The organism is Streptomyces sp. NPDC002640, assembly GCF_053592575.1.
In genome coordinates, this window is record NZ_JBSFVZ010000001.1 from 484,796 (window position 1) to 499,060 (window position 14,265).

Consider the following 14,265-nt stretch of genomic DNA (forward strand, 5'->3'; position numbering starts at 1 on the left):
GGGGTGTTGCACTCTGTCCACCTTCCGTAACGTCCTCAACTGGCGGCGGTGAATATGCCGCTGCCGCCGTGGGGGAGCCTCGATTCGGGAGAGGACGGCGCCGGTATGGGCTGGGTAACCGACTGGAGTGCGCAGGCGGCCTGCCGCACTACCGATCCGGATGAACTGTTCGTTCAAGGAGCAGCGCAGAACAGGGCCAAGGCGGTGTGCACCGGATGCCCGGTGCGGACGGAGTGCCTGGCCGACGCGCTCGACAACCGCGTCGAATTCGGCGTGTGGGGAGGCATGACGGAGCGGGAGCGCCGTGCGCTGCTGCGCCGCCGGCCGACCGTGACCTCGTGGCGCCGCCTGCTGGAGACGGCGCGCATGGAGTACGAGCGGGAGGCGGGAATCCTGCCGCTCGACGAGACGGACGAGAACTACGAGAACTACGCCGCGGTGAGCTGACCGCCGCGGTGCGGTGAGCCGCCGCCAGGGCGGTCGTGGAGGGCGGGAGCCGGGGTCGGTCATGACTCCGGGCCGCCGCTTCGCCGTTTCCGCCTGGCCGGGTCGGTGACGTCACCCTGTCCGGGTGCTCGCCTGGTCGGCCGCGTCCGACCGCCCGGGGGTCGTTGCCGTCTTCTGGTCCGGCTTCGCCCTGCGCTTCGGCGGCTCGGGTGACACCGGTTGTGCGGGCAGCTCGGCCTGTCCGGTCCGCGCCTCGGTCCCGCCGTCGGGGCGGCGCGCGTCGGAACGGCCGGCGCGAGGTGCGGAGTCGGTGCGAGGTGCGGAGTCGGTGCGGGGCGTGGCTTCGGTGCGAGCTGCGGCGTCGGCAAGGGGCGTGGCTTCGGTACGGGGTGCGGCCAGGTGTTCCCCGATGCCCCGGAGCCCGGCGAGGTCGTGGACGTCGCCCGCCAGCGCGGGCACCTCGGTCACGGGCACCCCGGGATGGAGCGCCGTGAAACGGTCCCGGGTGCGCTGCTCGCGGGCGATCAACCGCATGCGCTCGGCGTGCAGGCGCAGCAGACCGGCGGTGAGCCGGTCGACATCGGACGGTGCCTGCGCCTCGGGCCGGGAAGTGGCGGGGGAGCCTGGATCCGGGAGGCCTTCGGGAGCAGGGGAGTCTGAACTGCCGTGTGTATCGGGTGAGTTACCCGCAGCTTTCCCGCTCGTGTGATCAACAATGCCGCCGGTCGGAAAATTCTCCCCTTCCAGGGTTTCCGCCGCGGCGATCGCCCGTTCGGCCGACAGGTCGGCCGCTTCGCTGCCGTGCACGCGGTTGAGCACCAGGCCGGCCAGGGGCATCTTCTCGGCCGCCAGCCGCTCCACGAAGTACGCCGCCTCGCGCAGCGCGTCCCGTTCGGGGGCCGCCACCACCAGGAACGCCGTGCCGGGTGCCTGCAGCAGCCGGTAGGTGGCCTCGGCCCGGCTGCGGAAACCGCCCAGGGTGGTGTCCATGGCGGCCACGAAGGTCTGCACGTCCTTCAGCAGGGAGCCGCCGAGCAGCTTGCCCAGGGTGCCGGTCATCACCGACATGCCGACGTTGAGGAACTTCATGCCGGCCCGGCCGCCCAGCTTCGCCGGGGCGGTGAGCAGCCGGATCAGCCTGCCGTCGAGGAACGAGCCGAGCCGCTCCGGGGCGTCCAGGAAGTCCAGCGCCGAGCGGGAGGGCGGGGTGTCCACCACGATCAGGTCCCACTCGTCCCGGGCCCGCAGCTGTCCCAGCTTCTCCATCGCCATGTACTCCTGCGTGCCGGCGAAGCCCGCGGAGAGCGACTGGTAGAAGGGGTTGGCCAGGATGGCGGCGGCCCGCTGCGGGTCGGCGTGCGCCTCGACGATCTCGTCGAAGGTGCGCTTCATGTCGAGCATCATCGCGTGCAGCTCGCCGCCCGCGGCGTCGTCGATCCCCGGTACCCGGCGAGGGGTGTTGTCCAGCTCGTCGATGCCCATCGACTGGGCCAGCCGACGGGCGGGGTCGATGGTCAGGACGACCACCTTGCGGCCGCGCTCGGCGGCCCGCAGCCCCAGCGCCGCGGCGGTGGTCGTCTTGCCGACACCACCGGACCCGCAGCAGACCACGATGCGGGTCCGCCGATCGTCGAGCAGGGGGTCCAGGTCGAGTTCTCGCTCGGCGTCCAGGCTCATGACATCCCTCGGGTCCGCAGCAGTGCGGCCAGCTCGTAGAGGCCGGCCAGGTCGACTCCGTCGGTGAGCAGGGGCAGCTCGGCCGTCGGGAGGCCTGTCGCGTCCAGCGCCTGCCGCTGACGGTGCTCCAGGGTGTGGCGCTCCACGTACTCCTCCGCCTGCCTCAGCAGCGGGTCCACGAGCCGCTCCGCCGCTCCGCCCCGCCGGGCGCCGCCCAGCCCGGCGGCCGCCAGCGAGCCGGCCACCGAGGCGTGCGGCACCGAGCCGGCCAGCCGCACTCCGTCGTCGTCCAGGAGGAGCGGCCGGACCATGTTCACGATCACGCGGCCGGTGGGCAGGCCCGCCGCGTGGAGCTCGGCGACGCCGTCCGCGGTCTCCTGGACGGGCATCTCCTCCAGCAGCGTCACCAGGTGCACCTGGGTCTGCGGGGACTTCAGCACCCCCATCACGGCCTGTGCCTGATGATGTATCGGCCCGATGCGCGCCAGGCCCGCCACCTCGTCGTTCACGTTGAGGAAGCGGGTGACGCGGCCGGTCGGCGGGGCGTCCATCACCACGTGGTCGTAGACGAAGCGGCCCGCCTTGTCCTTGCGGCGCACGGCCTCGCAGGCCTTGCCGGTCAGCAGGACGTCCCGCAGGCCGGGGGCGATCGTGGTGGCGAAGTCGATGGCGCCGAGCTTCTTCAGGGCGCGGCCGGCGCCGCCGAGCTTGTAGAACATCTGGAGGTAGTCCAGCAGCGCCAGTTCGGGGTCGATGGCGAGGGCGAACACCTCGCCGCCGCCGGGCGCGACGGCGATCTTCCGCTCCTCGTAGGGCAGCGGCTCCGTCTCGAAGAGCTGCGCTATGCCCTGCCGGCCCTCCACCTCGACGAGTAGGGTGCGCTTCCCCTCGGTGGCGAGGGCGAGCGCGAGGGCGGCGGCGACCGTGGTCTTTCCGGTCCCGCCCTTGCCGCTGACTACCTGGAGCCTGCTCACGTCGTGAGCCTAACCACTCGTGGTTCCCTCACGCCGGTGCCTGTGGACAAACGCCGTGCTCCGCGCACGCCCTGTGGACAACTCGGGGGGCCGCCGGGCCAGCGGTTAAAGTCGCCCCATGAAGAAATGGGAATACGCGACCGTCCCGCTCCTCGTGCACGCCACGAAGCAGATCCTCGACACCTGGGGCGAAGACGGCTGGGAGCTCGTGCAGGTCGTGCCCGGGCCGAACCCGGAGCAGCTGGTGGCCTACCTGAAGCGGGAGAAGCAGGCGTGAGCAGCGTCGAGGCCCGCCTCGCCGAGCTGGGGGTGACGCTGCCCGAGGTGGCCGCGCCGCTCGCCGCCTACCAGCCGGCGGTGCGCTCGGGTGCGTACGTGTACACCAGTGGGCAGCTCCCGATGGTCGAGGGCAAGCTGCAGGTCACCGGCAAGGTCGGTGCCGAGGTCACGCCCGAGGAGGCCAAGGAGCTGGCCCGGATCTGCGCGCTGAACGCGCTGGCCGCGGTCAGGTCGGTGGCCGGGGACCTGGACCGGGTCGCCCGCGTCGTGAAGGTCGTCGGCTTCGTCGCCTCCGCCCCCGACTTCACGGGCCAGCCGGCCGTGATCAACGGCGCGAGCGAGCTGCTCGGCGAGGTCTTCGGCGACAAGGGTGTCCACGCCCGCAGCGCCGTGGGCGTGGCCGTCCTTCCCCTGGACGCGCCCGTCGAGGTCGAACTCCAGGTGGAACTCACCGACTGAACCCCTGGCACCCCGGCGGCCTCCACCGCCGCCGGGGCCCACGGCCCGGCCCGCCCGCACCCGCTGCGCCGCCGCCCGGCCGGCTGGACGCAGGCCCTCACGTCCGCACTAGGCGGTTCGCTCCGCCGGTCCTCGGTCCACCGGGGCCGTCCTACCCCGCGGTGCCGCCGCCAGGCCGGCGCGCACAGCGCCGCAGGCCTGCCGGGCGTGAGCGGCGAGGACCAGGCACTCCAGACGGCCCCGGGCCCTCACCTGGCACCCCTCGAAGATTCCCCCCGCTCCGGATAGCCTCCCCGCATGGCGAATGGTCAGTGGTACCCCCCGGAGTGGCCGGAACGGATACGCGCCCTCGCGGCCGGCACCCTCACCCCCGTGACCCCCCGCCGCGCGGCCACGGTCATGCTGCTGCGCGACACCGATCACGGCCCCGTCGTGCACATGCTCCGCCGCCGCGCCTCCATGGCCTTCGCCGGCGGCGCCTACGCCTACCCCGGCGGCGGCGTGGACCCCCGTGACGACGACCGTCAGGTCCGCTGGGCGGGCCCCTCCCTCGCCGCCTGGGCCGACCGCCTCGGGGTGGACGAGCCCGCCGCCCAGGCCATCGTGTGCGCCGCCGTGCGGGAGACCTTCGAGGAGGCCGGCGTCCTGCTGGCAGGCCCCACCGAGGACACCGTCGTCGGCGACACCACCGGTGAGGAGTGGGAGAAGGACCGGGCCGCCCTGGCCGGTCACGAGCTGTCGTTCGCCGAGTTCCTCGACCGCCGCGGCCTCGTCCTCCGCTCCGACCTGCTCGGCGCCTGGGCCCGCTGGATCACCCCGGAGTTCGAGACCCGCCGGTACGACACCTTCTTCTTCGTCGCCGTCCTCCCCGACGGCCAGCGCGCCCGCAACGTCTCCACCGAGGCCGACCGCACCGTGTGGACCCGCCCGGCGGACGCCGCGGCCGGCTACGACCGGGGTGAGCTGCTGATGATGCCGCCCACCATCTCCACCCTGCGCACCCTCGAGGCCCACGCCACGGCCGCGGACGCGCTCGCCGCCGCGTCGGCTCGCGACATGACGCCGGTACTGGCCGAGGCGCGCCTGGTGGACGGCGTGGTCGAACTCGTCTGGCCGGGCCACGACGAATTCACCAAGCGGGTGACCGCCGACGTCACGGAAGGACCGTCCGCATGACGAACGCCGCCGCCCTGCCGGGACAGCCCCGTGGCGGGGTCCTGTCCGGCCCCGCCACCACCCGCACCGTCAACGTGCTGGCACCGAATGCCTCCCCGATGACCCTGGACGGCACCAACACCTGGATCGTCGCCGAGCCGGACTCCCGGCTGGCCGTGGTCGTCGACCCGGGGCCGCTCGACGAGGGCCACCTGGCGAACGTCGTCGCCACCGTGGAGCGCTCCGGGCGCAGGGTCGGGCTGACCCTCCTCACCCACGGCCACGCGGACCACGCCGAGGGGGCGAAACGTTTCGCCGAACTGACCGGCACCAAGGTCCGTGCCCTGGACCCCGCCCTGCGCCTCGGCGACGAAGGGCTCGCGGCCGGGGACGTGGTGGACGTGGGCGGGCTGGAGATGAAGGTGGTGCCGACCCCGGGCCACACCTCGGACTCGCTCTCGTTCCATCTGCCGGCCGACCGGGCCGTCCTCACCGGCGACACCGTCCTGGGCCGTGGCACCACGATGGTGTCCCATCCGGACGGGCGGCTCGGCGACTACCTGGACTCGCTGCGGAGGCTGCGCTCCCTGACCGTCGACGACGGGGTGCACACCGTGCTCCCGGGCCACGGGCCGGTCCTGGACGACGCTCAGGGGGCCGTCGAGTTCTACCTGGCGCACCGCGCCAGCCGCCTGGCCCAGGTGGAGACGGCCGTGGAGAGCGGCTGCCGGACCGCCGAGGAGGTCGTGGCGCACGTGTACGCGGACGTGGACCGCAGCCTGTGGCCGGCGGCCGAGCTGTCGGTCCGCGCCCAGCTGGAATACCTGCGGGAGCACGGGCTGGTCTGACCGGCCCGTGCTCCCGTGCGGCGCCCTCGCCGGGCGTTGGCTCAGCGGCTGCGCTTCGCCAGGCGCTCGACGTCCAGCAGGATCACCGCACGCGCCTCCAGCCGCAGCCAGCCGCGGCCCGCGAAGTCGGCCAGCGCCTTGTTCACGGTCTCGCGGGAGGCGCCGACCAGCTGGGCCAGCTCCTCCTGCGTGAGGTCGTGGACGACGTGGATGCCTTCCTCGGACTGCACGCCGAAGCGGCGCGACAGGTCCAGCAGCGCGCGGGCGACACGGCCCGGCACGTCCGAGAAGACCAGGTCGGACATCTGGTCGTTGGTCTTGCGCAGGCGCCGGGCGACGGCGCGCAGCAGGGCGGCGGCCACCTCCGGTCGCGCGTTCAGCCAGGGCTGGAGGTCGCCGTGGCCGAGGCCCAGCAGCTTCACCTCGGTCAGCGCGGTGGCGGTCGCCGTGCGCGGGCCCGGGTCGAAGAGCGACAGTTCGCCGATCAGCTCACCGGGGCCCAGGACCGCCAGCATGTTCTCGCGGCCGTCCGGGGACGTGCGGTGGAGCTTCACCTTGCCCTCGGTGACCACGTACAGGCGGTCACCCGGGTCGCCCTCGTGGAACAGCGCGTCGCCGCGTGCGAGGGTCACCTCACTCATCGAAGCGCGGAGCTCCGCGGCCTGCTCGTCATCGAGCGCCGCGAAGAGCGGGGCGCGCCGCAGAACGTCGTCCACGAGATCTCTCCTATTCGACCTGCTCAGGGAATCCGGTCCCCCCGGTTACCGTCCGTACCACCGGTCGTCCAGGGGTCCCAGTTCCCCATTTTGCCGGACGGTCCAAACAGTGTGATCTGTCACAAGGATGCCGCACTGGTGTGCCAGACATCGCGCCAGGGGCCCAATTGGGCCGTGATCCCCGGGGTACGCGGCGGATGTCGGTGCGGAGCCTTAGGCTGGCCGGGTGTCCGAAACGCCGACGACTACACGGGCCACGCGGTCCGACCGGGTGATCGGACAGGGTGATTCCGCCGACGGCGAACAGACCACGAATGGAGCGACGAACGTGGCGGACGACGAGGCTCGCCGACCGGACCGAACCACCGAAGAGCGCCCCCGGCGGACGTCGAACGCCGGGACGAGCCCCGCGGTGGGCGGGGAGGGGAACGCGGCGAGCGCCCCTTCCGCGCGTGGGCCGCAGGACCCGGCGGTGAAGGCCCCCGCGAAGGCGGCTCCCGCGAAGACGACCCCCGCGGCGAAGGCGAAGAAGGTTCCCCCGCCCCCGAAGACGGCCCCCGCGAAGAAGGCGCCTGCGAAGGGCGCTCCCGCGAAGAAGGCGCCTGCGAAGGGCGCTCCCGCGAAGAAGGCGCCCGCGAAGGGCGCTCCCGCGAAGAAGGCGCCTGCGAAGGGCGCTCCCGCGAAGAAGGCGCCCGCGGTCCAGGGCTCCGCGGCACGCAAGGTGGCGGCCGGGAAGCCGGAGTCGCGGGTGGCGCTGGTGCGGCGCGCCCGGCGGATCTACCGCGAACTCGCCGAGGTGTACCCGTACGCGCACCCCGAACTGGACTTCGAGAACCCGTTCCAGCTGCTGGTCGCCACCGTGCTGTCCGCGCAGACCACCGACCTGAGGGTCAACCAGACCACGCCCGCGCTGTTCTCGGCGTACCCCACCCCCGAGGACCTCGCCGCGGCCGACCCGGAGAAGGTGGAGGAGATCCTCCGGCCCACCGGTTTCTTCCGGGCCAAGACCCGTTCCGTCATGGGCCTTTCCAAGGCCCTGGTGGAGGAGTTCGACGGGGAGGTCCCCGGCCGCCTGGAGGACCTGGTCAAGCTGCCCGGCGTGGGCCGGAAGACCGCCTTCGTGGTCCTCGGCAACGCCTTCGGCCGCCCCGGCATCACCGTGGACACCCACTTCATGCGCCTGGTGCGCCGCTGGAAGTGGACCGAGGCCACCGAGCCGGACAAGATCGAGGCCGAGATGAGCGCGCTCTTCCCCCAGCGCGACTGGACCATGCTGTCCCACTACGTGATCTTCCACGGCCGCCGGATCTGCCACGCCCGCAAGCCCGCCTGCGGCGCCTGCCCGATCGCCGAGCTCTGCCCCTCCTACGGGGAGGGCGAGACGGACCCGGAGAAGGCGCAGAAGCTGCTGAAGTACGAGAAGGGCGGCTTCCCCGGCCAGCGCCTCAAGCCGCCGCAGTCCTACCTGGACCACGGCGGCATCCCGGCCCCGCCCCTGGGCAGGGAATGAAGGAACCGGCCGGCCGGTTCCGACGTGAGGAACGATGGGTGGCCCACGGGACGTTGGAGAGGGAGCGGGGGTGGCGATGACACGGGCGAGTGATGCGGACCGCGGTGCGATGACGATGTCCGGCGGTGGGATCCGCCTCTCCGGTGAAGGGCTCCCCTCCTGGCTCGGCCCCGTGGTGCGGGCCGCCGAGACGGTGGAACCGCGACAGCTCAGCCGCTTCCTGCCGCCCGCGGACGGCGGAGGCCGCCAGTCAGCCGTGCTGGTCCTCTTCGGCGAGGGCGAGCAGGGTCCGGAGATGCTGCTCACCGAGCGGGCCGGTTCGCTGCGCTCGCACGCCGGTCAGCCGTCCTTCCCCGGCGGCTCCCTCGACCCCGAGGACGGCGACCCGCACACCGACGGCCCGCTGCGCGCCGCCCTGCGCGAGGCCGAGGAGGAGACCGGCCTCGACCCGGCCGGCGTCCAGCTCTTCGGCGCGCTCCCCAAGCTCTACATCCCGGTCAGCGGCTTCGTGGTGACGCCGGTACTGGGCTGGTGGCGAGAGCCCAGCCCGGTCGGGGTCGTCGACCCGGCCGAGACGGCCCGTGTCTTCACCGTCCCGGTCGCCGAGCTCACCGACTCCGCCAACCGGGCGGTCGCGGTGCACCCGAGCGGTTACCGCGGCCCGGCCTTCCTGGTGCGGTCGGCCCTCGTCTGGGGCTTCACCGCCGGGATCATCGACCGGTTGCTGCACTTCGCCGGCTGGGAACTCCCCTGGGACCGCAGCCGCGAGGTGTCCCTCGACCACAGGTCATGACCGGGGACCCGACGGGAAATGGATGACGGTGGGCCCCGGCGGGCAAGACGCTGCCGGAAGAGGACGAGGCGAGGCGTGACGCGTTGAACGTGCTGGACATTCTGTTGCTGATCGCCGCCGCCTGGTTCGCGGTGGTCGGATACCGCCAGGGCTTCGTGGTCGGCATCCTGTCGGTGATCGGCTTCCTGGGCGGCGGACTGATCGCCGTCTACCTGCTCCCGGTCATCTGGGACGCGCTCACCGACAACTCCGAGGTCAGCACGGTCGCGGCGGTGGTCGCGGTGATCGTGGTCATCATCTGCGCCTCCGTGGGCCAGGCGCTGACCACCCACTGGGGCGGCAAGCTCCGCCGCCGCATCACCTGGTCGCCCGCCCGGGCGCTCGACGCCACCGGCGGCGCGCTGGTCAACGTGGTGGCGATGCTGCTGGTGGCCTGGCTGATCGGGTCGGCTCTGGCCGGCACGACGCTCCCGACGGTCGGCAAGCAGGTGCGGTCCTCGCAGGTGCTGCAGGGCGTCTCGCGGACCCTGCCGGAACAGGCCGACACCTGGTTCGCGGACTTCTCCTCCGTCCTCGCCCAGAACGGCTTCCCGCAGGTCTTCAGCCCCTTCGCCAACGAGCCCATCCGTGAGGTGGCCCCTCCGGACCAGGCGCTCGCCAACAGCGAGGTGGCGGTGCGCGCCAAGCGGTCCATCGTCAAGGTGGTGGGCACCGCGACCGGCTGCAGCAAGGTGCTGGAGGGCACCGGTTTCGTCTTCGCCGGGCAGCGGGTTATGACCAACGCGCACGTGGTCGGCGGCGTCGACGAGCCGACCGTGCAGATCGGCGGCGAGGGCCGCCGCTACGACGCCACCGTGGTGCTCTACGACTGGCAGCGGGACATCGCCGTCCTCGACGTGCCCGGCCTGCCCGCCGATCCGCTGCGGTTCGCCTCCTCGGAGGCGGAGAGCGGGGACGGAGCCATCGTCGCCGGCTTCCCGGAGAACGGCGGCTACGACGTGCGCGCCGCCCGCGTGCGCGGTCAGATCCCGGCCAACGGGCCCGACATCTACCGCCGTTCCACGGTCCAGCGCGAGGTGTACTCGCTGTACGCGACGGTCCGTCAGGGCAACTCCGGCGGGCCGCTGCTGACCCCGCGCGGCGAGGTCGTCGGGGTCATCTTCGCCAAGTCGCTCGACGACCCGGACACCGGCTACGCGCTCACGGTCGACGAGATCCGGGAGGACATCGAGCGGGGCCGCACAGCGGACCAGGAGGTCGACAGCGACCAGTGCGCGCTGTGACGCCGCTGTCCTGACGCACCGCCTCGATCCCGCAGCCCTGACGCCACGGCCCTGCTCCCGTCGCCCTGACGCCACCGTCCGGGCCCCCTGGCCGCGCTGACGCCCCCGTCCTCACACCGCCGTCCTCACACCGCACGTCCTGACGCCGGCCTCACGGCGGAGCGGTACGGGACACCGGTGCATCCGGAGGGACCCCGCCGAACGGCGGAGCCGGGTGCCGGAAAAAGTGGAAAGGGACGCCGTCGGGCCCGTAGGCGGAAGTCGCCCGGCGTGCGGACGCTCCCCTTCCGGGGGCTCGCGCGCCGGGCGGCGCCGGTCGAAGGGTCAGGGGCGCTGTTGGCGCAGGCGCACGGAGACCCAGCGGGCCCGCCGGCGCAGTATGCCGCCGATGCCCACGTCGAGATCGGTCGCCGGTGGCTGCGGTGCCCCCCGGTAGCTGCCGGTCGGCCCACCGGCCGAGCGGCGGTCCCGTGCTGCGTCACTGAAGTCGTACGTCCAGCGCATACCCCGACGTGTGCCCCTGGCCCAAGGTCGATAACCACGCCGTCAGGCCCTATTTGGCCTATGCGGCAGGCATGGGCTGTTCGTAGGACAGACATCCCGGTCCGCATAACGGGCGGCGAGCTGCCCGGACCCGGACCCTGCCGGGGGCGCGCGCTCTGCGCGTGCGCGCCGGGGTGCGCCTCCGCGCCCTTGGGGGAGGGGCGGGGTACGGGAGCGAGGCGGACCTCGCCGGCCCTCAGCGGTCCGGTTCGGGGTCCTTGAGCCAGTTCACCAGCTCCGTGGAGAAGGCCACCGGGTCCTCTTCGTGCGGGAAGTGGCCCAGGCCGTCGAAGAGCCGCCACCGGTACGGCGCCTCCACGTACTCCCCGGACCCCGCGGCGGTGCGGGTGCGCATCACCGGGTCCAGCGAACCGTGCAGGTGGAGCGTCGGCACCCGGACGGGACGTCGCATGCGCCGGTTGAACTGCAGGCCGTCCGGCCGCACGAGGGAGCGCACCATCCAGCGGTACGGCTCCACGGAGCAGTGGGCCGTGGAGGGGATGCACATCGCCTGCCGGTACAGGTCGATCGCCTGCTCGTCCGGCCCGCCACCGGGTCCCGACCACTCGCGGATGAGACGGCCGACCAGCTCCCCGCCGTTCGCGGTGAGCTGCCGCTCCGGGACCCAGGGCCGCTGGAAGCCCCATATGTGCGACCCGGCGGAGGTCTGGCGGACGTCGGAGAGCATCGCCGACCGCCAGCGGCGCGGATGGGCCATGGACGAGACCGCCAGCCGCCGCACCAGCTTGGGCCGCATCGCCGCCGCCGTCCACGCCAGGTAGCCGCCCAGGTCGTGGCCGACCAGGGCGGCGTCCGGCTCGCCCAGCGACCGGACGACACCGGTGATGTCCAGCGCCAGGTTGGCGGGGTCGTAGCCACGGGGCGTGCGGTCGCTGCCGCCGACGCCCCGCAGGTCCATCGCCACCGCACGGAACCCCGCGTCGGCGAGGGCGCCCATCTGGTGGCGCCACGTCCACCAGAACTGCGGGAAACCGTGCAGCAGCAGGACCAGCGGACCGTCGCCCAGCTCGGCGATGTGGAACCGGGCGCCGTTGGCGGCGACGTCGCGGTGGATCACCTTCCTCCCGTCGGGCAGGTCGATCCGTACCGCCGAGGCGGGCTGCGCCCAAGGAGTGGCTGGGTCGGTCATGACGTCGAGCGTGCCACAGAGTCGAGCTGCTTGGCGTACGGGTCGGCGGGCGCCGTGGCCGGGCGGGGGTGCGGCTTGGCGTTCTGCAGGATCTCGGCCGTCCGCTTCATCTCGGCGCTCACCTCCTGCGGAGCGCGGCTCTTCTTCGCCTTCTTGAAGGAGGCCGTGCCGATCAGCGCCAGCACGCCCGCCACGAGCAGGGAGGCCGCGAAGGAGAGGAGGAAGCAGATCGCCAGGTTCCAGTCCGACCAGGTGTGGATGCCGTAGGCGAGCGCGAAGCTGAGCATCGGCAGGGAGAAGACCAGCAGGGCGAGGGCCGCCATGAAGGCCCCCGAGCCGATCGCCCCGCGCTTGGCGTCCTGCTTGAGCAGCGCCCTCGCGTACGCGATCTGGTCCTGGACCAGAGCGGACATCTCGGTCGACGCCGTGGCGAACAGCTGTCCCATGCTGCGTTCGGTGCCGACCGGGTTGCCGTCGGGTGCGCTCATCGCGGACTCCCTTTCCTGCCGAGTTCTGTACTGTCCAGTCAGATCATGCCGGACCCGCACGAACCTTGCGCGCACCGGCCGGTACTAGAGGTACCCCCGATCGCTCCGGCCGTACGTGGGCTGTTGGAGAAGACCTGAAGGAGAGTTACGCAGGGCCCGCGGCGGCGACGGCGCAGGCCTTTCCGTGGGCCGCCCGTGCAAGTGGTGCGGACGGGCGGCCGGGGCGTCCTACTCGGACCGCGCGAGTTGCGGCCGGGGCCTCCTACTCGGACCGGCCGGACATGATCGTCTCCGCCGTGCGCCGGTGCTCCGCCGCCTTCGCCTCGAGCATCTCCGCCATCCGCAGGTGGTACTCCGGGTCGTCCTGCGTGTAGACGTCCGGGATGCCGTCCCGGTCCTCGTCCCGCTCCTCGGCCTCCGTCATCCGCCGGTACTTGGCGTTGCGGAACTTCAGCAGGACGGCGGCCAGCAGCGTCGCCAGCAGCGAGCCGACCAGGACGGCGGCCTTGACGTGTTCGGTGAGGAGGTCCTCGCCCTCGAAGGCCAGCTCGCCGATCAGCAGGGAGACGGTGAAGCCGATGCCCGCCAGTGTGGCCAGGGCGAAGACGTCCGCCCACTCCAGGTCGTCGCTGAGGGACGCGCGGGTGAACCGGGCGGCCAGCCAGGTGCCGCCGAAGATGCCGAGCGTCTTGCCCAGCACCAGCCCCAGGGTCACGCCCAGGGTCTCCGGCTTGGTGAACACGGCCGCCAGGTCGCCAGCGGCCACCGGCACGCCTGCCGCGAACAGCGCGAAGAGCGGCACGGCGAGGCCCGCGGACAGCGGCCGTACCTGGTGCTCGATGCGCTCACCGGGGGAGAGCTCCTCGTCCTCCCGGCGGGTGCAGCGCAGCATCAGGCCCATGGCGACGCCGGCGATGGTGGCGTGGATGCCGCTGTTGTACATCAGCGCCCAGATCACCAGGCCGAGCGGCACGTACACCCACCAGCCGCGCACGCCCTTGCGCAGCAGCAGCCAGAAGACGACCAGACCCGCGACCGCGCCGCCCAGCGCGGCGAAGTTCAGCTGGTGCGTGAAGAAGATGGCGATGATCACGATCGCCAGCAGGTCGTCGACGACCGCGAGGGTCAGCAGGAAGGCCCGCAACGCCGAGGGCAGCGAGGTGCCGATCACCGCGAGGACGGCCAGCGCGAAGGCGATGTCGGTGGCCGTCGGGACCGCCCAGCCGGCCATCGAGCCGCCGCCGATGCCGTTGACCGCCACGTAGACCAGAGCGGGCGCCACCATGCCGCAGACGGCGGCGATCACCGGGAGCGCGGCGGCCTTCGGGTCCTTGAGGTCGCCCGCCACCAGCTCACGCTTGAGCTCGATGCCCGCCACGAAGAAGAAGATCGCCAGCAGACCCTCCGAGGCCCAGTGCTCGATCGACAGGTCGAGGCCGAGGGCGGAGGGGCCGAGGTGGAAGTCGCTGAACGACTCGTAGCTTTCCTTGATGCCGGGCGTGTTCGCCCAGACCAGCGCCGTGACCGCTGCCAGCAGGAGAAGGACGCCGCCGACCGTCTCGGTGCGCAGGGCGTCCGCGAGGAAGCCGCGCTCGCGGAGGGACACCCGGCGGAAGGCCTGGCGGGGTGCGGCGTCGTCGCCCGGCAGGGGCGGGCTGTCAGGGGTGTGCTCGGGCCGGGCCATGAAGGAGCCTCCAGGGTGGTCGGGGCATGGGCGTACACATGCCGACCAGACTTCCCGGCGCACCTATGGTCTTCCGGTCACCACGCGGGGAGCGCGACGACGGAGGACACGATCATTAGCTTAGCTAATGTGATCCGCGAACGGCAGAGCGGGCCGGACTCCCCGGTGCTGCCGGATCCGGTGCGGATCCGGTTTACGGGGGAGTTCGGCCCGCTCAGGCCGCTCAGCCGGCCTCGGGCGGATCATCCGGCCTCCAGGG

Annotated in this window: 13 protein-coding genes and 1 pseudogene; 8 read left to right on the forward strand and 6 right to left on the reverse strand. The window is 72.6% G+C overall.

Features of this window, described 5'->3' with window-relative positions:
- Positions 1 to 105 precede the first annotated feature (105 nt).
- Positions 106 to 447: a WhiB family transcriptional regulator gene (locus ACWD3O_RS02225; protein WP_451409786.1), complete on the forward strand. Its 342-nt coding sequence runs from the start codon at positions 106 to 108 to the stop codon at positions 445 to 447.
- Positions 448 to 825: 378 nt separating this feature from the next.
- On the opposite strand, the pseudogene ACWD3O_RS02230 reads toward ACWD3O_RS02225, so the two are convergent.
- Together ACWD3O_RS02230 and ACWD3O_RS02235 are read right to left on the reverse strand one after the other, a co-directional pair.
- Positions 826 to 2,124: pseudogene (locus ACWD3O_RS02230) on the reverse strand (ArsA family ATPase); the annotation flags it as partial.
- Positions 2,121 to 3,098, reverse strand: a complete 978-nt coding sequence (locus tag ACWD3O_RS02235; RefSeq protein WP_451414591.1) for an ArsA family ATPase — start codon at positions 3,096 to 3,098, stop codon at positions 2,121 to 2,123. The gene ACWD3O_RS02235 and the pseudogene ACWD3O_RS02230, both read right to left, overlap by 4 nt.
- A 118-nt stretch (positions 3,099 to 3,216) precedes the next feature.
- Between ACWD3O_RS02235 and ACWD3O_RS02240 the strand changes: the two genes are divergently transcribed.
- The 4 genes from ACWD3O_RS02240 to ACWD3O_RS02255 all read left to right on the forward strand — a co-directional run bounded on the left by ACWD3O_RS02240 (position 3,217) and on the right by ACWD3O_RS02255 (position 5,839).
- Positions 3,217 to 3,375: a DUF4177 domain-containing protein gene (locus ACWD3O_RS02240; RefSeq protein ID WP_107473408.1), complete on the forward strand. Its 159-nt coding sequence runs from the start codon at positions 3,217 to 3,219 to the stop codon at positions 3,373 to 3,375.
- Positions 3,372 to 3,836, forward strand: a complete 465-nt coding sequence (locus ACWD3O_RS02245; RefSeq protein WP_451414592.1) for a RidA family protein — start codon at positions 3,372 to 3,374, stop codon at positions 3,834 to 3,836. The genes ACWD3O_RS02240 and ACWD3O_RS02245 overlap by 4 nt, the downstream gene beginning before the upstream one ends.
- A 297-nt stretch (positions 3,837 to 4,133) precedes the next feature.
- A complete protein-coding gene (locus ACWD3O_RS02250) occupies positions 4,134 to 5,012 on the forward strand; it encodes an NUDIX hydrolase (RefSeq protein WP_451409698.1) in 879 nt (292 codons plus the stop codon).
- Positions 5,009 to 5,839, forward strand: a complete 831-nt coding sequence (locus ACWD3O_RS02255) for an MBL fold metallo-hydrolase (protein ID WP_451414593.1) — start codon at positions 5,009 to 5,011, stop codon at positions 5,837 to 5,839. Before ACWD3O_RS02250 ends, ACWD3O_RS02255 begins: the two co-directional genes overlap by 4 nt.
- Before the next feature lie 41 nt (positions 5,840 to 5,880).
- Here the strand turns inward: ACWD3O_RS02255 and ACWD3O_RS02260 are convergent, their stop codons facing one another.
- Complete coding sequence (locus tag ACWD3O_RS02260; protein ID WP_006382668.1) at positions 5,881 to 6,555, reverse strand: Crp/Fnr family transcriptional regulator; 675 nt, start codon at positions 6,553 to 6,555, stop codon at positions 5,881 to 5,883.
- A 472-nt stretch (positions 6,556 to 7,027) separates the two neighbouring features.
- Here ACWD3O_RS02260 and nth point away from each other — a divergent pair, with 472 nt between their 5' ends.
- From nth to ACWD3O_RS02275, 3 genes are all read left to right on the forward strand, one after another.
- The gene (gene nth, locus ACWD3O_RS02265; RefSeq protein ID WP_451414594.1) at positions 7,028 to 8,065 is read left to right on the forward strand and encodes an endonuclease III; all 1,038 of its coding nucleotides are present in this window, start codon (positions 7,028 to 7,030) and stop codon (positions 8,063 to 8,065) included.
- Between the two features lie 76 nt (positions 8,066 to 8,141).
- Positions 8,142 to 8,858, forward strand: a complete 717-nt coding sequence (locus ACWD3O_RS02270) for an NUDIX hydrolase (RefSeq protein ID WP_451414595.1) — start codon at positions 8,142 to 8,144, stop codon at positions 8,856 to 8,858.
- A gap of 83 nt (positions 8,859 to 8,941) precedes the next feature.
- Positions 8,942 to 10,141 carry a MarP family serine protease gene (locus ACWD3O_RS02275; RefSeq protein ID WP_451409702.1) on the forward strand — a complete coding sequence of 400 codons (1,200 nt, stop codon included), beginning with the start codon at positions 8,942 to 8,944 and terminating at the stop codon, positions 10,139 to 10,141.
- 739 nt (positions 10,142 to 10,880) lie between these two features.
- Here the strand turns inward: ACWD3O_RS02275 and ACWD3O_RS02280 are convergent.
- The 3 genes from ACWD3O_RS02280 to nhaA all read right to left on the reverse strand — a co-directional run bounded on the left by ACWD3O_RS02280 (position 10,881) and on the right by nhaA (position 14,006).
- A complete protein-coding gene (locus ACWD3O_RS02280) occupies positions 10,881 to 11,834 on the reverse strand; it encodes an alpha/beta fold hydrolase (RefSeq protein WP_451414596.1) in 954 nt (317 codons plus the stop codon).
- On the reverse strand, positions 11,831 to 12,322 hold the full coding sequence (locus ACWD3O_RS02285) for a phage holin family protein (protein ID WP_451409705.1): 492 nt from the start codon (positions 12,320 to 12,322) through the stop codon (positions 11,831 to 11,833). The genes ACWD3O_RS02280 and ACWD3O_RS02285 overlap by 4 nt, the downstream gene beginning before the upstream one ends.
- 262 nt (positions 12,323 to 12,584) lie before the next feature.
- Entirely contained in the window at positions 12,585 to 14,006 is a 1,422-nt protein-coding gene (nhaA, locus tag ACWD3O_RS02290; RefSeq protein ID WP_451414597.1) for a Na+/H+ antiporter NhaA, read from the reverse strand.
- Between the last annotated feature and the right edge of the window lie 259 nt (positions 14,007 to 14,265).